The sequence below is a fragment of the Colwellia sp. M166 genome (assembly GCF_024585285.1).
Classification (GTDB): Bacteria; Pseudomonadota; Gammaproteobacteria; order Enterobacterales; family Alteromonadaceae; genus Cognaticolwellia.
The window spans coordinates 2,171,357-2,191,333 of the sequence record NZ_CP040755.1; the positions used below are offsets into that span (position 1 = coordinate 2,171,357).

General features: G+C 39.5%; 17 protein-coding genes and 1 pseudogene. 6 read left to right on the forward strand and 12 right to left on the reverse strand.

Going from position 1 to position 19,977, the window contains the following annotated elements; genetic code table 11:
- Nucleotides 1-13: 13 nt before the first annotated feature.
- The 3 genes from FGD67_RS09890 (at nt 14) to FGD67_RS09900 (ending at nt 1,359) form a co-directional block, all read left to right on the forward strand.
- Nucleotides 14-193 (forward strand): hypothetical protein, encoded by a 180-nt coding sequence (locus tag FGD67_RS09890; protein WP_257174842.1) that lies wholly within the window; start codon nt 14-16, stop codon nt 191-193.
- A 33-nt stretch (nt 194-226) separates the two neighbouring features.
- Nucleotides 227-658 carry a methyl-accepting chemotaxis protein gene (locus FGD67_RS09895; protein WP_257174843.1) on the forward strand — a complete coding sequence of 144 codons (432 nt, stop codon included), beginning with the start codon at nt 227-229 and terminating at the stop codon, nt 656-658.
- Nucleotides 659-780: 122 nt separating this feature from the next.
- Complete coding sequence (locus tag FGD67_RS09900; protein ID WP_306556800.1) at nt 781-1,359, forward strand: methyl-accepting chemotaxis protein; 579 nt, start codon at nt 781-783, stop codon at nt 1,357-1,359.
- 702 nt (nt 1,360-2,061) lie between these two features.
- Here FGD67_RS09900 and FGD67_RS09905 read toward each other — a convergent pair.
- The 3 genes from FGD67_RS09905 to FGD67_RS09915 form a co-directional block, all read right to left on the reverse strand.
- Nucleotides 2,062-4,236, reverse strand: a complete 2,175-nt coding sequence (locus tag FGD67_RS09905) for an ATP-dependent RecD-like DNA helicase (protein WP_257174844.1) — start codon at nt 4,234-4,236, stop codon at nt 2,062-2,064.
- Nucleotides 4,233-4,673, reverse strand: coding sequence for a hypothetical protein (locus FGD67_RS09910; protein WP_257174845.1), 441 nt, complete (start codon nt 4,671-4,673; stop codon nt 4,233-4,235). The genes FGD67_RS09905 and FGD67_RS09910 overlap by 4 nt, the downstream gene beginning before the upstream one ends.
- Before the next feature lie 159 nt (nt 4,674-4,832).
- Nucleotides 4,833-5,150, reverse strand: a complete 318-nt coding sequence (locus tag FGD67_RS09915; RefSeq protein WP_257174846.1) for a hypothetical protein — start codon at nt 5,148-5,150, stop codon at nt 4,833-4,835.
- Between the two features lie 352 nt (nt 5,151-5,502).
- On the opposite strand from FGD67_RS09915, the gene FGD67_RS09920 reads away from it, so the two are divergent.
- The gene (locus FGD67_RS09920) at nt 5,503-6,681 is read left to right on the forward strand and encodes a HEPN/Toprim-associated domain-containing protein (protein ID WP_257174847.1); all 1,179 of its coding nucleotides are present in this window, start codon (nt 5,503-5,505) and stop codon (nt 6,679-6,681) included.
- Nucleotides 6,682-6,804: 123 nt separating this feature from the next.
- Here FGD67_RS09920 and FGD67_RS09925 read toward each other — a convergent pair whose 3' ends face one another.
- A complete protein-coding gene (locus FGD67_RS09925; RefSeq protein WP_257173546.1) occupies nt 6,805-8,313 on the reverse strand; it encodes an ISNCY family transposase in 1,509 nt (502 codons plus the stop codon).
- Between the two features lie 429 nt (nt 8,314-8,742).
- On the opposite strand from FGD67_RS09925, the gene FGD67_RS09930 reads away from it, so the two are divergent.
- Nucleotides 8,743-9,306 carry a hypothetical protein gene (locus FGD67_RS09930; RefSeq protein ID WP_257174848.1) on the forward strand — a complete coding sequence of 188 codons (564 nt, stop codon included), beginning with the start codon at nt 8,743-8,745 and terminating at the stop codon, nt 9,304-9,306.
- Nucleotides 9,307-9,587: 281 nt separating this feature from the next.
- The gene (locus FGD67_RS09935; protein ID WP_182760706.1) at nt 9,588-10,025 is read left to right on the forward strand and encodes a hypothetical protein; all 438 of its coding nucleotides are present in this window, start codon (nt 9,588-9,590) and stop codon (nt 10,023-10,025) included.
- 59 nt (nt 10,026-10,084) lie between these two features.
- On the opposite strand, the pseudogene FGD67_RS09940 reads toward FGD67_RS09935, so the two are convergent.
- The 8 genes and pseudogenes from FGD67_RS09940 to FGD67_RS09975 all read right to left on the reverse strand — a co-directional run bounded on the left by FGD67_RS09940 (nt 10,085) and on the right by FGD67_RS09975 (nt 19,869).
- Nucleotides 10,085-10,734, reverse strand: a pseudogene (locus FGD67_RS09940) (transposase).
- A 94-nt stretch (nt 10,735-10,828) separates the two neighbouring features.
- The gene (locus FGD67_RS09945) at nt 10,829-11,218 is read right to left on the reverse strand and encodes a hypothetical protein (RefSeq protein ID WP_257174849.1); all 390 of its coding nucleotides are present in this window, start codon (nt 11,216-11,218) and stop codon (nt 10,829-10,831) included.
- Between the two features lie 167 nt (nt 11,219-11,385).
- Entirely contained in the window at nt 11,386-12,150 is a 765-nt protein-coding gene (istB, locus tag FGD67_RS09950; RefSeq protein WP_257172029.1) for an IS21-like element ISShfr5 family helper ATPase IstB, read from the reverse strand.
- A gap of 28 nt (nt 12,151-12,178) precedes the next feature.
- Nucleotides 12,179-13,723 (reverse strand): IS21 family transposase, encoded by a 1,545-nt coding sequence (gene istA / locus FGD67_RS09955; protein ID WP_257173761.1) that lies wholly within the window; start codon nt 13,721-13,723, stop codon nt 12,179-12,181.
- Nucleotides 13,724-14,192: 469 nt separating this feature from the next.
- The gene (locus FGD67_RS09960; RefSeq protein WP_257174850.1) at nt 14,193-14,690 is read right to left on the reverse strand and encodes a hypothetical protein; all 498 of its coding nucleotides are present in this window, start codon (nt 14,688-14,690) and stop codon (nt 14,193-14,195) included.
- 2 nt (nt 14,691-14,692) lie between these two features.
- Nucleotides 14,693-16,936: a hypothetical protein gene (locus FGD67_RS09965; RefSeq protein ID WP_257174851.1), complete on the reverse strand. Its 2,244-nt coding sequence runs from the start codon at nt 16,934-16,936 to the stop codon at nt 14,693-14,695.
- Complete coding sequence (locus FGD67_RS09970) at nt 16,929-18,536, reverse strand: site-specific integrase (protein WP_257174852.1); 1,608 nt, start codon at nt 18,534-18,536, stop codon at nt 16,929-16,931. Before FGD67_RS09970 ends, FGD67_RS09965 begins: the two co-directional genes overlap by 8 nt.
- Nucleotides 18,526-19,869, reverse strand: coding sequence for a site-specific integrase (locus FGD67_RS09975; protein ID WP_257174853.1), 1,344 nt, complete (start codon nt 19,867-19,869; stop codon nt 18,526-18,528). The genes FGD67_RS09970 and FGD67_RS09975 overlap by 11 nt, the downstream gene beginning before the upstream one ends.
- Nucleotides 19,870-19,977 lie beyond the last annotated feature (108 nt).

Here is a 19,977-nt window from a genome sequence, read left to right on the forward strand (position 1 = left end):
TGAAGCCTTCTTCGTGACAGATACCGGCAAACTCGTATTCTTCCCTGGATTTAATGACACTTTCAAACCCGGCGATACTATGGCCAGTGTCGATGACCATTTTGCTAACACATCAGACTTTGAGCAATTACAAGCTACTGTCGCACAAAATGCAACTGGCCTTGCCCAAGTTGCCTGGCGCGGTAACAATTAGGTCATTTTTAATCAAGTTAAAAGTGAATATCCTTTGCTGAATTGGAAGTTAGGCTTCCTCGTGCCAGAACAATTGATAGCACAACCGGTTGAAGAAGCATTTAGATTTTCAATTGCCATTGTTATCGCCATTATTCTAATGATTGCCATTGTTGTATGGTTAACGGTCTTACCCTTTGTTAAACGGATAACTAGGCTGCAGAATGCCATGAAAAACATCGCTGAAGGTGATGGTGATCTAACGCAGAGAATAGCGCCTTTAAAGAACGACGAAATCGGTAAGCTGGTAGATGAATTTAATAGCTTTATCGATTCGATTCAACAACTAGTCAGACAAACGGTCATTATTACTAAGGATGTCTCTACTTCTAGCAAAACAGCAGAAAATATTGCTAGCGAGACAGCTAATATCGTTGAAGCTCAAAAACAGAAATTGACCTTGTTGCAACTGCCGCAACAGAGTTAGCTCAAACCAGTATCGATATATCCAATAATACCAATCAATCAAAAGAGCTAGTTACTAGTGCAGAAGAGAAAGTATCGCTTGGTTCAGAGGTTGTTAACTAAGCAACTCATGGCATCCAGCAACTGTCTAATAATGTCGATAATGTCTCTCAAGTTGTAGAAAAGTTAAAGTCTGGCACACAAAGCATTGGTGATGCAGTTACCGTAATACGTAGTATTGCTGAACAAACTAACCTATTAGCCTTGAATGCTGCTATTGAAGCGGCGAGAGCTGGTGAGCAAGGTCGTGGCTTTGCTGTTGTTGCGGATGAAGTGCGAACACTTGCTTCTCGCACCCAAGAGTCAACTGCCAATATCAAACGAATCATTGAAGAACTTCAAGCGACAGCTGTTAATGCAGTCGGCGTTATGGAGTCGAGCTGCCTAGAAGCAGAAAATAGCGTGCAATTAACTCAGCAAATACAACAGGTATTAGCTGACATTGCCAAGGTGATTGGGCAATTTCAAAGCCAAATCTTTGAAATAGCCAATGCAGTAGATCAACAAGCTCATGTTGCTGAAGAGGTGTCTAAAAATATTGAAAACGTCAGAGCTTTAACCGATGAGACAGTTGAGGCGGCAAGCACAATGCAAGCGAGTTTAACTAGCTTATCAAACCAATCCAGTTCACTCTCAATGATCGTCAAACAATTTAGAGTCTAGTTTACATAACTCGATGTTACCTCAAGTTATCTTACAAGCTAGATAAGACAACACATACACCATATGCTAACTGTAACTGCGCCAACAGATAGCTCTAGAACAAAAAAGAGTTGGAGCGCCTTGTTAAGAATATTATAGCAATGTTAATAAATTTCTTCCCACTCAGTGAAATTTAACAGGCTTAGCGGCACAGGTTCATAGTTCCAGACTGAACCTAAGTACCTACATCCATGCAGGCAAGGCATTGGTTGAAGATAATGGTTATTCTCGACAACTGCTCCTGCGTTGTTCTAATGACTCACATCCCTATGAAAGCTTTATCGAAATCAATAGCACGGCCTGTAAGCCTTTTAAAATCCCCTCAGGAAACAAACTTAATAAACTTGGTATAATAGCCCTGTAAAAGCCGGCTCTTAAAATCAAATATACCATAACTATTTTCCGCAAGTATAAAAACAAAAAACCCAGCAATTACGCTGGGTTTGATGTTTATTTATGGCTAATATGTTTTTATATTAACACTTTTTAATTAAGCGTAAGCTAGAACGGTTATCTAAGACAAAATACATAAATTCAGGGTCAGTACAGAAACAAAACCTTTACCATAAAAGGGTCTTTACCAAATGACCCTAATACTTTTTTAAACATTAAAATACAATAATGTAGATTAATTGCGCTATTTTCTACCAATTACGGTTAAATTTAAACATTTTTCAACATTTCTGCCAAGGCGGTTTTACGAGTATCAACTGCGCCTTGTTTGTTAACACCATAACGAAAATCCGTTTCCTTGCCAATAATATGTACTTTATCTTCTGCTCTTGTCACAGCCGTATACAACCAACTACGATCAAGCAACCTTCCTCGTTCAAGTAAAACAATTACATTCGGTGCTTGTGACCCCTGCAATTTATGCAAAGTTAAGCAGTAAGCAAGATCGATATATTCAAATAATTGCCAATCCACTTCTAACAAACGTTTATTACCTTTTTCATCAAGGTCTTCAAGTTCAATAACACAAGCATATTCATCTGTAGGTTCAGCACTCTTAATGACACCCAATGTACCATTCTGAACATCGTGTTTGTAACTGGTCAGGGTAATGACAACAGGGTCACCTTCCCTGAAATCATAGCTTCCTTTAGTAATAGGCATATCCGTAAGGTCAAGAATCTTGCCATTAGGGTTCACAACGCCTTGCAGCATAATGTTTGCTTTTCTTACTGTATCATTGGTAGGAGCGACTATCATAGCGTTGTCATACTCAAAATATGCAGTTACTGCGTCTTGCAGAATGTTCCCTGTAGATTCTTGAAGCGTAATATCAGCAGTAGTTAATGACTCTGGCATTATGCCGTGCCGTATTGCATTGGAATATGCAGGTACACTACTATCTGCTCCCTGTCGTTTCACGACATCAAGTTCCACATGGTTTATTGCACCGCTTTTAATGACATCATTTAAAATCAACCCCGCATTAATCGGTGGAAGCTGATAAGGATCACCAATTAACAAGATTCGAACTTTATCAGAAAACAAAGTAACTAAACGCCACATGGTATATGCATCCAACATGGAGGCTTCATCCACAAGTAATACAGCCTTATCTTCATCAAGATCAGTTTCTCGCAACAGTTTTGCAATCGTTTTCGCTTCACTACCGATTGATTGTTGAAGCCTACGGGCTGCCTTTCCCGAAAGTGCAACGGGGTATATCGTATAACCTAATTTTTGATAAGCATTTACAATCAGCTTAGTAGTCGTTGTTTTGCCTGTTCCAGCTCCGCCTGTAAGGGCGAAGACATGGCTGACTAATGCTGTCCTTACGGCACGTTCTTGTGCTTTTTCAATGGGCCAATCGGCAGGAAATGAGGTTATAAAAGCCTCTTCTAACTCGCTCGACCAACGATTGTCTAATTTTCTGAGGTTACCAAAACGTTTGGCTATTGTTTTCTCAAATATATAATTGCCAGAAACAAAGTATTGGTTGTTTTTCTTAACAAATCCTATGATATCGCCATTGAGTTCTTTTGCCTTAGAAACTAGGTGCTCGTCTTTATTTAACGAGTCCGAGACACATGATTCGATGTCTTGCCAATCTGCAACCGTATTACCTTCATCACTCCATGACCTCAATGCTTGCTCAACGATTGCGACTAGTCTAATTTTTTCGTCCTGTTTTATACCAAAGTGCTTTTGAGCAATAGCATCTACCTTCGGAAACCGCATTCCCAGCGAAAACAACCGATACGGGTTCTGGGTAAGAAAATTGATAGCATCCTGATCGGCAAATCTGAACAATTGTCGCTGAATAGGGGCTTCTATTTCCCATTCAACCAACTGCGCTGAATGTTTTAGATTTGAATACTCTTTATAGCCATTCCAAAGCCCATGTACCGCTTTGTCTTTAAGCAGCACTTCCCTGACAGCTTGAAAGTTTGTTTTTGATTGGTCTTTTTCGTATGGGGCATATTTATCACATTCTAGGATGTTGAATATATCGCTTCTAAATTCAATCCAGAGTAATTGAGCACTTACTTTACCTATGCCTTCAAATACTTTCTCTGTGCTTAAAAAGGTTACAAAGCCAGCACCATTATCTGGCATAATACATTTCAGTGTCGGCTCCATAAAGCGCCATACATCAACATACCTACCTGTGCTGACTTGTTGCTGTCTGATACTGAAGTTTTGCTCTTTAAGGATTTTCCATTGCTGCCCGACTTTCGGATCAATATTTAACTTGTCTTGAGTAGTCAGAATCTCAATACGATGCGCACCTGCTTTGTGGTTAACAAAAATAGCTCCCAGCCGGACATTATCCGGGTGGTACTGGTATATTCTGGTGATCCTTACCAGATAAGCACTACTCTTCATTTCCACAAGCCCATTTCAATCAGTACATCTTTAAATTCAGATAGCTTGGCAACTTCGGCAGCTAACTTAGCATTTTCGTTTTGTAGTCTTCGGTTTGTTCTTTTTAGGTCTCTGACTCTAGCGCTATCTTTGATGTCTTCGTCAGTTTCTTTTGATACATCAATGATCTCTTTATCGAGAGGCAGGTTTTTCTTACGTTGCTGGTAAACCCCTGAGGTAGCAAGTTCTTGTTTAAGTTCTTGCAACAAATCAAAGAGCTTTTTATTTCTTTTTTCCTTAAATGCAGAGGAATCAAAACCAAGCTCATCAGCAATTTTTTTGGGACTTAACGTATCACCATGCCAATAATCCAACCAATTAGGCGACTCTTTCGATTTCATTTCTGCAACCCAACCGAGAAATAAATCTCTGTTACGCTTGCCTCTTTCTTTACTCATCTTAACCTCCACCCACGATGTGTCTTATCGTAGTCCTAACACCATACTCCTTTGAGAACCAAAAAATAATTATCTTTTGAATAGCGTTAAGTTTATTTTCTGACGGTGCGCCTTTCTCAGCTCTAATATCAATATGCTTTTTATTGAGAATACCAAAAGTTAATGGGCTAAAAGAGGCGATGAGCTGTTTAACGTCCGAATTTGCTCTGGCGAAAAGCCGTGCCGAAGTAATTCAAAATCATCTAAATCGATGATTGCCATTTTTCCTTTTCCAATGAGCTGATACTGTGAGTGACTGGATGTAATAACCTGCTGCGCCCCTATATCCATCGATACGATCCGCGATGTTGTCACGTAGTCCCCTTCGAAAAAGCGAAAAGTTTGATCGTGTTGTACTGTAGCATATAACACTTCTCCTATTAATTGTCTCCCATCCATGACACCAACAATATACCAATTTTTTACAGTGGTGTTCAAAAGCCTCTCCTCGAAGTTAGCGTGAGGATATATGATAAAAAAATCGGAATTAAAAGCATAACCAAAGCGTGGATCTAATCCTGACTTTTTTCTATGGTGCAGTAAATAAAGGGAATAAAGTAGATTTTGCAATCACAGTGAGTAGTTTATTTTTCATATGCTGTATACATAGTGATAAGAATTTGCATTAGCCTACAAAGCTAAGGGATTTACTTGTTTATTTATTGATTCATAATAGCTTTAATTAGAGGCATGAGTCTTAAACCATACTACTCGGTTTAGCTTAATTAGTTCATCTCTGATTACTGAGTTATTAATCAAAAACAATCGTTGTTAAAAGGAGTCGATCGCGATGTCTACTTGGGCTGGAATTGATTTTGGGAAATATTCCATCGAGGAATGGCAAAATACGTATCATAAGTGGCTCTTCAATGATGCTGATCGCGTCAGAGAAGGAGACTTTATTGGTTACCGTATAGACACCGAAACGCTCAAACGCAGATTAGAACTTCAAGGAGTTAATAGGGCATCAGTTGAACTAGAGGTTAACGAGTTCAAAGGTTTATGGATAAAAGATATGGAAGATCTATTAACCGAGACACTTGCCACTAAACACCGTGAAGAATATTCATGCTACATTGACGGACTTAAGAGTTGCTCTTTGAATAGCTGGTTGAAGCTTATCCCCATAGCAGCATCAATGCAAAAACATGAGATTACAGGAAGCTGTGATGAACCTAGTAAATTACTTTCATCGTTAACTAAAGCAGAGCAAAACCTTCTAAAGTTCATGTGTTCTGAATACGATGAATACCCTAATTACACTGCCGGAGGCTATCACTTTCCTTGTCTCTCATCATACAGTTATGCATGGGCAATTCTTCAATTTGTTACCCCAAATTCAGTTTGTGAGCTGGATATATCACCATTAATTGACAGTGGTTGGGTTGACGATTTTGAAGATCTTGCAGAGTATCAAGCAGGGCAAACCAAGTTTTCCGAAAGAGCAAAGATTGAAATTCAGGATATAACTAAGCTTAGTGAATCGTTTAAAGATAATAATGTGTTACAACGTCTCTCTTATAGCGGGCTGGTTACAATACTTGAAGCTTATTTAGCGGACATAGCAAAACGACAGGTGCTTAATAAAGATTCCATTAAGAGAAGATTTGTTGAAAACTTCGACGCATTTTCGAAAAACCAGAAAAACTTAAAAGTAACAGAGGTCTTCTTTTGGATGGAGCAACTTGATAATCAGATTATAGAGTGCCTAGACAATTTGTCTTTCCATAATGTGAAGACTATTAAAGCATTCTTTCCCTCTGTTTTATTGGTTAAAATTTCAGATGATTTAAGCGATCGCCTTGCTGTAGCAGAAATTACTCGGCACGATATCGTTCATCGCGCAGGGAGAACTAAAGATGGGAAGTCCAACGAAGTAACTTTGGCAGATGTGAAAGCTGTATCCACATTAGTGCTGGATATCATAACGTCTGTGGATTCTCAAATCGTTGATGGAATATTGGTGTAAGTGTAGTTGAATTAGATGTAGTAGTGTGATTACCAAGGGATTGTGTCGGTCTAATTACCGAGCGACTTTGTCGTAAATAGCATATCAGCCAGTTGTTAAACTGGCTATGATTTATGCCTATTCTTACAACGCTTGCGACCTTGCAACTCTCAGTGCAGTGGTATTCAAATTGTTTCTTAACCACATGCTACGCACACCGCCTGCGCTAATATCAATACCGAGGGCTTCAGTCAGCTTGATGGCCACTTTCTGTTGACCAAGGTGGGGATGCTCAACGGAGAATTTTACGACTGCATCTTCGATGGCTTTATCTACACAGTTTTTATGTCTTATATCGGGAGTTTCTTGGCGTTTTAAGGCATCAGGACCGCCTTGCTTAACCAGTCTTAAGTGTCGGTGAATAGTGTCTCGTGAGACGCCACTTTGTCGTGAAGCTGCACTGATACTTCCAAGCTTTTCGATTAATGCCAACACCTCTAGTTTCTTTTGTACTGTTAAGTCTTCTGATTCAAGCTTACTTGGCTCATTTACTTCAGATACCTTGAGTTGCCGCCCTGCGAAGTGTGCGGTGAAGCCTTTCTTGCTGGTGTTTCGGATCTCAATTTTCTGATTAGCTATGGAATGTTTTAGCGGTGAATCAATCAAATAGAACTTGTTACCGTAGCTGAAGGTGTGGTCATTGCGGATCTTACGATGGTCTTTAATGACGCAGATATCATCAAGGTTGGTGTGTTTCGATAATGGTGTAAATTCAGGCGCTTGCTTTGATTTCACTTGAATTCTAGACTGCCAGAATTGTGGGATGAATACATGTTTCAGGTATGCATTAGCACTGGCTATATCTTTAATATTGTTAAGCCTTAGCTCAGGTACAAGGCGGTCTTGAAATGTATCAAAGGCACGTTCAACACGGCCTTTACCTTGAGGCGAATTGGCGAAGATAATCTCAATACCCAATTCTTCACATGCACGCTGCATTTGTGAGAAGTTGCAACGCTTAGGGCCGCCGAAGATACCCGCTCTATCCACGTACAGCGTTTTAAACACGCCCTTAGTTTCGATGCAATCTCGCATGACTTTCATACAACCAGCGGTGGTTTCAGATGGGAAGAACTCTGCATGTACTTCACTGGTGGCATCATCAATCATCGCAATCAAACAATGCTTCTTATCGCCAAACCAACGATGGGGACTACCATCCATCTGCATCATTAAGCCCGGCGCTGCCATACGCTCTCTGCGTTTTCGAACATTGCTACGTCTTCGTTTGGCTCGTTTAACGTGATGAATATCATGTGCCCAACCGCGAAGGGTTTCACGCTTAATAACAATGTTCTCATTCGTAGCTAATTGTTCAGCCAAGTGCAACAGATTCAAATCGTAATATTTTTCCTGAATCAATTTTTGAACCGCTTTTTTTATTGATACCGGCGTTTTGTTGGGTGGGGCTTTGCCACTGTTACCATGCACAACAAACTGAATACCGACTTTCTGATATCTCTTCACATAGCGTTCTATTGAACGTCTAGACTTACTGAGTAACTTAGCAGCATTGGCAATTGTTATTCTGCCTTCAACCACTTTGGCAATTATATCAACGGTTAGTTGAGCTTTAGAATCCATCACAATCATCCTCAACATGCCTTCTAGTATTCAAAAACAAGAACACTAACAAACATGTAAAAAAGAGACCGACAGTTTCCCTTGGTAATTAGCAATTACGACAGAATTGCTTGGTAATTAAGATACGACAAAGTCGCTTGGTGTTAACAGAATTAGATGTAGTAGCTCATATCTGATCTTACAGTTTCGATGAATAGGTTTAGACTTCATCTGACAGACAGCTATGAGCGACAAGCGGACAGTGATAGATTATGATGTTTGAAGGCTAAACTCGGTTTCCTTCGAGGCTATTGTTTGAATAATGTATCAAGTATTTGTAAGTAATAGGCTATCCCCCTAAACTTAAAATTGAATTTAGTGGAACAACTTTCAAAGATCAATTAAAGTTGATTGGTAGTTTTAGTTAGGACGTTAGGCAACAAAATAAAGGAATAAGTAATGACCGATGAAGTCAAGAATTGTCCATTCTGTGGCGAAAAAATATTAGCTGTTGCAAGGATATGCAAACATTGCCGCTCTGATCTTGAACAAGATGCAACAGATAAAGCATCCACAAAACCAGCTGTTGATTACGGTATCTTTCTGCTAGCAATCCCTGTAGTGACAACAATGCTAATTTGGTTTTGGGTGTCTGGCATGAATTTATTCCAGTCACCCAGCGAAACAATGGTGCTTCTAATGTTGACAACTGTACTAGGCACAGCAATTGTTGCCGCAATGGAAGCAAGTAAAGTCGGAATGAAAACGGATCGAAAGAAAGGCACTTATAGTGCTACTTCGTGGTTTTTCATTATCTCTTTGCTCTGGATTATTGGTTACCCAGTTTACCTGTACAAACGTAAGCACTACGGGCTAACTAATCGTTTGATAGCAGGTATTCTTATAGGTATTATCTTTGTTGGTAGCTGGAGTGTGATTAATTCTGCTATCGAAGCCAAAAAGGCAGAAATAAGGGATAACCTCCAAGAAATGCAACAAAGGTTTGAACCGTATGTCAGGTAGTTACTTAGCAAAGCCGCCAATGTCAAAAGTTGCAGTAAACAGTATTCTGAAACCAGTGGGTTACGGTGCTTTACCTTTTTTTAAAATTTGCTTTCAGTATTTCCGATTGAATAAGCTTCTTTAATAGTCAGGAAATCAACTGATGTTTATTATTCGAACACTTACGTATATAGGTGAATACTTTCTAAATTCAATATGGATATTCAGAGGGTAGTAACAGAGCGATTATGCAATAACTGTGTATCGTATAAGTAATAAAATGTTCGCTATGCAGAGGGTATATGGAGAAAGATGAGTTTTTTCTCAAGGTTTCGAGAGCATTGTCAGGATGTCAGATGATAGAAATGGAGTTGAAGCTCTACTTGTCTAATGCTGTCGCTCTCATAAATAAGCGTTTGGGCAATCGAATGTTTTGTGGAATGTCAGGCGACGATTTTCAAAACCATTCTCTAGAGAGACTGATTACTGAATTTAAGAAGTTTTCCGACAATGGAACACTTATTAAACGTCTCAACAAGTTTAAAGACGAACGAAACTTTCTAAGTCATAAAGCAATTGCATCGTGTATGGACCCGCACAATGGTTACCAAGGGCTTCAAGCCGCTTCTCTTGACGAACGTTTGTTAAAAATAGAGAAAGAGGCGTCAGATATAACCCATACTATTCATGAAGAATCAGCGAAGTTTTTGGGATACTTGTTATTTGAAGATGAAGTATGATGCAGTACTAACGATTAGTTTCATGGAGGACGTTCAGAATTCTGTGTCAGCCTAAATTGCTAAATATCTAGCACACCATCTAACCTACCTTCGAAGTGGATGGCCAATTGCGACAATGTCAGATTCCAATTATGGATTGGCATTGTCCATTTCTAAGCATTCAATATACCTGCATACAATAATTTCATCAAGCTGTTTTCATTAGGGAATGCTCCCTTAATCTTGGTGAGTCGCCTAAACTGACGATGTACAGCTTCAATCGCATTCGTGGTATAAATAGCTTTACGCACATAATCTGGATACTTGAAGTAAACCGACAGATTGCCCCACTTACGACGCCAAGACTCGAATCAGCTGGTCTGTCACGGCAGTGATGGTGGCCTCGAATATCTCGATAGCTCATACCTAAAGCAAACATAGGTAGGATTTTTTCATCAATTTCGGGCGTTAATTTGGTTTGGTTCTTTTTAACTAGTTGAGGTTCAAACGTGCCTGAGCGGTCTCTGGGCGTTTCAAGTTCGAATTGACCTATAGATGACTTAACTGTTTTTTTGGTTGAACCATTTTTACGGTTAACTTGAGTCTCAGATGCTAGGTGCTGCTCAATTCGGCTTTAAGAGCCGCTTCAGTGAGTTGTTTGTTCGCCAGTAAGACCTTTACCAGCTTGAAGTTCAGTTAATGCTTTGTTGAAGTCGAAAGATTGAGTTATGTGTCACTCCTGTTTTCTTAATAATATTGAAATGACACAGATTTCTAAACACTACCCGAAAAGCATTAAAGCTCCAACGTCCCCACTTATTGGTCTAACTACGGCGTCTCGTATTTCTGCCTGATAACACTGTCAACTGAACTATTTTTAAAATAATACCAGAAGTTGTGTAACCGCTAACTTCCACCTCATGGTTTTTATTATCACCCCAGTATTTAAAATATATTGTTCCGCAACCCTTATAAAAATCCAAGAATAAGTATTCTGTGTAGTCATAAACCCCTAAATCAGCAAAAAGGTTTAATACATTTATATTATGCACCGTACATGCACCTTTGTTGCTCTCATAACCACTCATATCAAATCGAAGCTTAGTACTTTTTACACCATCAAATTGATTCAGACGTCCCTTTACAAAGGCTTTTAACTCTTCATCTGACATATCCATAATATTGTCTACGCCAGTTCTACCTTGACTATCCACATCACACTCCTTAATTGTTAGTAATATTATTTACTCTATTAATTAATAACATTGGAACATTTCAATTCATTTCCAACATTAGTAAAACTGCGTAATATCATGAAGCCGATCGGTCAATACTATTCAAGCCGATCACTTTTTTGTCTGCCAGTAGACCTTAGTAAAATCTAACTTGAGTGATCGCCATCAGTCAAGGAATTTAGTTTTTTTCGCATCGATTCGCCTTTTAATTCCAACTTTATTGCTCCGTGAACAAGCCGATCTAGGATCGCATCAGCATGTGTCGATTCTCCGATCATTTCATACCAATTTTCTATCGGTAATTGGCTGGCAATTAAGGTCGATTTTGTGTCATATCTCGCATCAATTAATTCCAGTAAATCACTGCGTTGTTGAGCTGTTAATGGCTCTAATCCCCAATCATCTAGGATCAGTAAATTGGCAGAGCTAAGCTTGTTGATCAGTTTTCGATAACTACCATCGGCTTGCGCTAAGAACATCTTTTCTAATAGCTCTTTAAGCCTAAAATAATAAACGCTACTCCCTTGTTGGCAGTGGTTTTGACCAAGAGCACAAGCGAGGTAAGTTTTGCCACACCCCGTTGCTCCCGTGATCAAAATGTTTTGGTGAAGGCGTAGCCATTCACCTTGTGCTAATGAACGGATCTGAGTTTTATCTAGTTGTCGTGCTGCGCCATAGTTGAGTTGAGCAAGCGTACCGCCAACTCTGAACTTTGCTTGTCGAGTTAGGCGGTCAATTTTACGCTGATCACGCTGAGTTATTTCATGGTCAAGCAATAAGCTTAGTCGCTCTTCGAAGCTTTGTTCAACGTAGAGATTGGGTTGCTCATATTGCTGCAATAGTGCATCACGTATACCGCTTAGCTTTAAGTTACTTAACTGGTTATTGACTTGTTGATTGATATTTTGCATAAGATTTCCTTTGGTTTGTTAGTTTTGATTAATGGTAATAGTTGTTGCCGCGGATATTTTTATGATCAATATCTTGTAGTAAATCACCTTGAGCTTGTGGCAAGGGTTGCTTATCCAAGCCCTTTTCTAAAATGTTTTTTACTTGTTTTACGCGAGTAACACCTGTGGCTAATGCGCGATGACAGGCTGCTTCAAGACGTTGGTCAGTAAACTTCTTACCTAGGCTTAATAACCCCATACAAGCACGGTAGCTTTGCTCTGGATGCTTTTTAGCTTGCATCAATTGCATAACAAACTGCTCCGTTGAACCACCGAACTTAGCTGCCCAACGTTCGAACCGTTGTGGTGACCATTGCTGCTGCTTTTGATGAGCTATTGGCATATGTAGATCAAGCGTGGTGTGTGCACCTTCTCGGTGTGATCTTGGGTGAACGGCTACTTGAACACCCTGATGGTAAAGTGTCACCAGTTGACCTGTGGCATGGGCTTCAAGCTTTTGTTTGATCAAGGTATGAGGTACTGAGTAGTAGTGTTTTTCAACTTCGACATGATAATCAATATGCACGCTTACTTGTTTGACTAAGGTGTAACTGTAAGCCTGTGTGGGTAGTGGTTTGAGAGCAGGTTTATCAATGGATTCAAACTGACTGAGCCTTGAACCAGGGTGCTTCTTCATTTTCCGCTGGTTTAAGTCGACAAGCAGTTTTTGTATCTTTAGGTTTAATTGGCGCAAGCTAAAGAAGCTTTCATTGCGAAGCCGTGCCATTATCCAGCGTTCGACAATTTGCACACCCACTTCTGCTTTGGCTTTATCCTTGGGCTTATAAGGTCTAGCAGGCACAATGACCGTATCATAATGTGTCGCCAATTGTTGGTAGGTTGGATTTAAATCAGGCTCATATCGACAAGGTTTAGTTACCGCACTTTTTAAGTTGTCAGGGATTACCAGCTCTGGCACACCACCAAGAAACTCAAAACAGCGAGCATGACTCATCACCCAATCTTCTAGCTTTTGGCTATACGTTGCCTCCGCATACGTATAATTAGATGCGCCCATAACTGCGACAAACACTTGAGCTGTACGGTATTCACCTGTACTAGCATCAACAATATTCATAGTTGGGCCGCAGTAATCAACAAACAGTTTTTCACCTGCTTTATGGTTTTGTCGCATGGACGGTTTTTGACATTTAAGCCATGCCTTGTACTGTCGGCAGAAGTGGGTGTAACTGTAAAATCCTTCCTCGTGTCGCTCTTTGTATTCTTGCCAAAGCAGCAATAGCGTCATGGTTTTGGGTCGCAGCTCCTGCTGAACTAACAACCAGTCAGGAATACTAAAGCCTTTTAGTCGGGGCTTTGTTTTGAAGAATGCTCGTTGCAGAGAATGATCATCCCATTTTTCATCAAGCGGCCAGCAAGTGATACCTAACTCTGCTGATTTACAGGCATATTTAGAAACAATTGAAGGTGAAATAGATAAGCTGTTTGCTATCTTTCGATGACTGAGTTTACAGTCGTATTTTAGTCTTAAAATCTCTTTAAGTTTACGCATTGAAATAGGTGCCGTTGGCATGGTTATTCTCATCATCAAAAATGAAAAGAATAACGGTTAGAAACACCTACTGGATAGACAAAAATGAGTATAAATTGAACGATACCATTCAAGCCGATCACTCAATACCATTTTGACCAAAAAGTGATCTGCATCGATGGTATTGAGTGATCGCGATGGATAGTATTAAGTGATCGGCTTAGATGGTATTAGGTGATCGCGATGCATGAGAATATGCAAAAACATCATGGTATCCAATAACTTTTTAAAAACATATCAAATACGTGGATCTAATCCTGAGTTTTTAAATTCAAACACATTTAAATTTTCATCAACATCTTCAGCTCGTGATGGAAATTCGATTGCGAACTCATTTAAACAGTCAAAAGCTATTTCTTAAAAGAATACAATGCTAGTTTGATTGAATTAGAACGCTATCTAATCTGAACTGATGTACTGTTACAAACGGAGTAAGTTAATGTAGCTAAAATTAACTTCGATTCTTTGCTGGTAACCCACTATCAATAGTTGCAGCAAGCTTATTCAAATCAACACCATCCATCTTCTGAAGATTATGCTGCCACCTAGCAAACCTTTCAAGCAACATGTCATTATGGGTACTTAACCTATTGTTCTCTGAAGAAAGCCTTTCGTTCTCGTTTTCAAGCTTTTCAACTCGCTTTATAAGTTCAGCAATGGTTGCATCATCATTGTCCAAATTTTCCAAAAGCTGGCTTAATTTATCAGAGCTATCGAATATCGATTTAGCCTCTTCAATAGCAATTGATTTCTTGTTTCTAAGCTCTTCTTTCTTTAAGCCAAATGCATGTTTGATTTCATCATGCTTTGTGTAAGTGTGCCTTGATGGGGGACGTTTTAAGCCCAATTCTGATTGAAGCCTTTCAGAAAGAAGATCATATGTAAGCTTACCGCTCCAACCATCAATGATCGCTAGAATCGTTTCTTTATTATCTGTTACAAAAGCCATTATCACTCCTCCATACCAGATAATGCCAAGGCAGTAAGGTCGAAGATTGGTATAACATTTTGCTCATCAATATTAAGTGACCGTTTAACAGGGGAAGGGTCTAATTCGTCAGGAATTCTGATAGGTGTGCCATCAGGTCTGTTTGGATCTTCCATCATAGCAATAATGGTTTTAATCTTTGATAACCTAAAGCCTGAGGCAGTTACCCAACGATCAGCACCGAAAACTTTGTCTCCTGCTTTAACGATTGCATCCTCTAATTGCTCCTTATTAAGCTTTTCAAGGTTTTTAAGCTCTTCTAGAGTGTTTGGCAGCCCCTTAAGGCATTCATGGTCGCTACAGACCGCACAATCGCCATTTTTAACACACGGACTTTCTGCATAATTGTGGACACAATAACCTAACCCTGTGAACTGAGCGACACCTGAGCGATTAATCCCAAGTGACTTGAGAGAGACTGGTAAGCCTAAATCATGCAACACGATTGCAGGAGGTGGCGACTCTGATGTGTATGGCGATAAAAACTGATTAGCTTGAGCAACCGTCATAACACCTTCACCATTTGCAACATGGCCTATACGCTTGGTTAACCGTGACTTTTGCTCTTGAGTTCTACCATCGTAAGCTTTATTTTGTTCTATATCCGCTCGACCTGACCACTTGGCAATCAGCCAATCTTCTTCACCAGCCAGTTTCAACTTAGTATTCAACCAATGCCGAGGTTGGTGTGTATTCAATTGTAACCGCGTGCCATCTTCGTCTGTGATTGCCAATTCATCAAAGATTGACTCGATTGTTTCTTCTCCTGAAGGGCGATCTGACCCCATAGCATCACTCACAGCTCCATGACCGACCATTACCCAAGAAAACGGCTTAACATCAAACTCTTTGTGAAACTCATTCTCGCGAACTAAGGTAATGCAATCCCAAAGCTTCACATCACCATAATTGGGAAAGTCTTTTGTTTTATATTTTTGGTCAACAACAGAGCGAAGATCTCTATAACTAGGGAATTTTATACTAATCCCAGTAGGGTTATGAGTGTGTTTAGTCAGTATTTCGTTATCCTGCGAAACTTTACACCCATTCAATAAATCCTTCTTCCAATCTGCCACATGATTGATTTGGCTTATTAAGTTACGTAACCATTTTAGTGAACCATTATGCGTCCAACTCATCTGTGTTCCGTTTGAATCCAGACCAGTCTTTAAGCACATTGCTTTTGCAAATTGATTATATGTTAACGGTTTGTCATGCGGGAAATCAGTAAGTGTAATGCACTCTTCATGCGTCATAAAAATGTTGGGATTTTCAAAAGCAAATTTCGCCGCAGCTCTAGCGGGAGCAGAAATATCAATGAGTCTGTCAAATGCCTGCTGTACGACATCCTCTAGTAGTTTAGGCACCCACTTTTTAACTGGGTCTCCTCCTTTTGCGGGGTGCCACATTAGATATAAACGTCCCTTTTCACTTCTTTGTAGTGAGTTTATTGTTAAACCATTAAGTTCTGTATTTCTGCTTGGCTGACACATCAACATTACACATAGACTGGTGAAGTATTTTTGACGAGGTGTTTTAGCTTTATGAAAGGCATCCGCCACTTGAAGCATTTGATAGTCAGAAGGACATTTCTCCACTTCTTCTTTACGACTGTCTTCATCAAGTTTAATTCTGGAATCGGATGGACGAGGGAAAGGATTTGACCACTCTTGTAAATCTAGTTTGAATCGCTTGTCCTTAATAAACTTCAATATTTTTTCAAATGACAGGCCAATATTGCGCTTGCCTCCAGCACTCAATCCGCTGTTCTTAATCTGCTCTTCCACACGATTAATTACCGTGTTATTGAGGTACATAATATCAATGGCTACTCTACCATTTTGAGTCGCATTTTCTTCTAATGCATTGTGAAGCCATACCAATGAAGAGGCCCACATAACTGAGTCTTTGTGATTGAGCGACTGTTGGTATCGTACATAGGCTTTGGCAAAGTCAGCAAATGGCTGCTTAAATGGTGTATATTTCGAATGATTTTCGCTGTTACCAAATACGATGGTTAATTTCTTTCCTCTTGCTGTATTCCAAGACCACTTATCACATTCCCATCCCTTTTGAATTCCGCTAGGGCTTTCAAAGTCAACATCCTCAAAAAGCGTTAAATCGTTTTTTGCAAATGCTATGAACTCCGCGTAGTTTTTCTGGAAATCAAGTTTATGCTTCGGTGTAAATACCAATACATCAGACATTTAACGCTCCTTCTTTTTCCAGCTCTTGCTTTCTAACATGACACTTTTGAATAACGACTTTGATTGCATCAATACTGCGATTATGACCTTGCAATACAAACTCACTTGCACCCATCTTACGCTTACGATCACGCTCAGTAATGACACTTTTCAGAACTTCTGTATGAGGTGCATTTAACCAAGGTTGGAATTTATTGCAGGTGTAACAATGAATTGTGCCATTAGCACAAAAGCCAAACTTTCCACAGCTTCCGACAGGATTGCCATCGTTGTTGTTGATTCGACTGCGAGGATCATTAGCTCGAATTGCGTCTTTTTCACCATCTATCAAAGTTCCTGAAAATGCTTGCGCCAATGGCGTAAGATCCGCTGCAAGCGCTTCATCAATTCTGTCAGCCATTTCTTCGTTGAACTCTGTATAAACTTTGACTTGCTGGGTATCTGACTGGCCTAGTTCTTCGGCTATTGCATAGTCACTTGCACCTAGCATTGCCATATTGGTCGCATGGGTATAGCGGAATCTCCTTGGATTGATATGCAGGTCACCAAACCCATCATCTAACTTAATCCGTGTTGTTTTTAAAGGGCAAAGTCGAGACAAGCGCCTGATTATTTCATCAACTGATGGATTTCCAATTTTTGTTCGTAAACATAATAAGTCAGGCGTTTTTTGTTGTAGCTGTTCAAATTCATCAAAACTAGCGAGTTTAGACATTTCTCGTGTATTGAGGAAAATAGGAATTTGGTTCTTTTGTCTAGATGTCAATTTAATATCGAATTGTGTTTCAACAGCATTGATGGATTGATTTGCCTGTGTTTTTAGCACTAGCATTAAATCTTCACCAGAATCCTTCTTGATTTGAAAAGAGCCTCTAAAATGCTCATCACGTTTTTTGGCATTTGGAAGCTGTAAATCAAAGTGTTCAACACCTTCTTCAACCCTTGTTATTAAATCTCTATAGTAGAGATACGTGAGTTGCACAGGACGAGCACCCGTTTGTTGTAGTGCCATGATAAAGGCGTAATCAATCAACGAGATCAGCCTTTCAGTAAAGGCATCAACGTACCAGTTTATAAATGCTGTTTGTTCTTCAAATGAATAGGCACCGCTGAAAGGGCAACCTAAAGCTACGGCTTTTCCTTTTTCATTGCCAGACAGTTTAAGTGAGTTAAGCAACTCAACCGTTTTTTTATCAACTCCTTTGATTTCCTTGTCGTGCCAGTCTAATAAGAATGCACGAATGTAACCCAGCTTATACTCTGTGCTTTTGGTTAGTGTTGCCTTGTAATTTATTACATGTTCTTCATTTATTTTGCCCGTAACGCCAACAGCGAAGAACCACCGACAATATCGAAACAGATTATCTGTATAAGAAGATGAAAATTCACATGCATAATCAGCTAATGCTAACCGAAAATTACTTTCGAACTTAGGATCTAAATTTAGCGAAGCGAGCAACTCAAAATTCAACGACTTATTTGCATCTAATTGCCAAAGATCGTCATACACATCAAATTCATAGTTAGCTTTACTGTATCGCTTATCCGACTTTGTTCTAGCGCTTTTTGAGCCGTGTAATTTTTTTGCTTTAGCTACCATGATAGTCCCCGTCTGTTTTGTGCTTCATCCGCGATTGCATTCTTTGGCGTATCCTTTGCGCCTGTTTTCTTGCAGTTCGCTTGAGATAAATCTCACCTGATTTAAGAGATGAATGTCCATTTAATTCGGCTCTTATCTCCAGCTCTCGCTGCTTTGTAATCTTATTTTCGTCTGCATATTGCTTTGCAGCTTGATGCAGCCCCGCCTGTTCCAATCGTTTTACTTCTTGCCTGACAGCCCTTCTTTCCTCATCAACCTGATCTGACAGTTGATCATTAAAATAATGTCTATAAGAATGAGGTGTAATAGCCCAGAAACGCTCAGGGTTCACACCTTTAATGCTTTTAAATATATCGTTAATTGTTTGTTGAATGAGCGGTTGTCCAGACTGGTAATGTCCCTCCTTATCTTTGTGAGAAACAAAAATAAATGGGTGTGTTTTCGCTACTTTTGTATCAGCACGATGAATCTTGATATAAGTGTTTAGTAAGTCTCTAAGCTCTTTTGTAATAGAAACCGCTCTGCCGAGGGTCTTTGCTGTTGGCTCTTTTACCCTAGGATCATCCTTACTGTCATGTCTTCTAACAACTGACAATGTTGGATTGTCAATATCTGTTCCAATATCGCTAATTCGAAGCGCTAATAACTCAGCACATCTAAATCCTGTTTCATACAAAACTTGAACAATGAGATAGTTTCTAAACTTGATAACTGGGTTTTTAAACGGGTTGTAATGTGAATCAGGCTTAGCTACCTCAACAAAGTCATCAAATACATCATCTGGAATACCAGACTTATCTAAGGAAACTTTCTTCGATTTTCCTTTTGGCTTACCACTCTTAAGTCGAGTTTTCATCTTATCCAGCGCCTCAAAAAGTTCTGCGGCTGCTGGCTTATACTTGACTCTTTCTTGCCCTATAAAGTGAAGAAACTCTGCAATGTGAGCTATACGGGATATATATTGAGATTTACCAATAGTCGGTTTGTCTTGTGATTTTGATAAATAAAACTTTCCCATATCGACCACGTTACTTGCTGGTTTATCTTTAACCACTTTAGCCTGATATGAGCAGTGCTCTTTAAGTTTATTAATATCATCAAGGTTAGGTACTTTACCGTTATATATTTCCTCAAGCAGATCCCTACCGTTAATCTCCTCCCAGCGTTTCAAATGTTTAATGTCTTTCAGGTATTGCTCAATTGATGTTGCAGCTTTAGTCATTCGCAGTTTTTGCGTAACAAAATGAGTGACCCAAAAATCGGGAACGCCATCTTCTCCTAATAAAAAGGCGTAGCGCTCTCCACTTTTAAATTTCTTTACAGCAACTTTCATGAACACCCACTAATAAACATTTATATTTGTTATAAAGTAATATAGTGAATATTTTAAACTTTTCAACATTAATTTTCTAATAAAACTAAAAAAGCCGCTAAAAAGCGG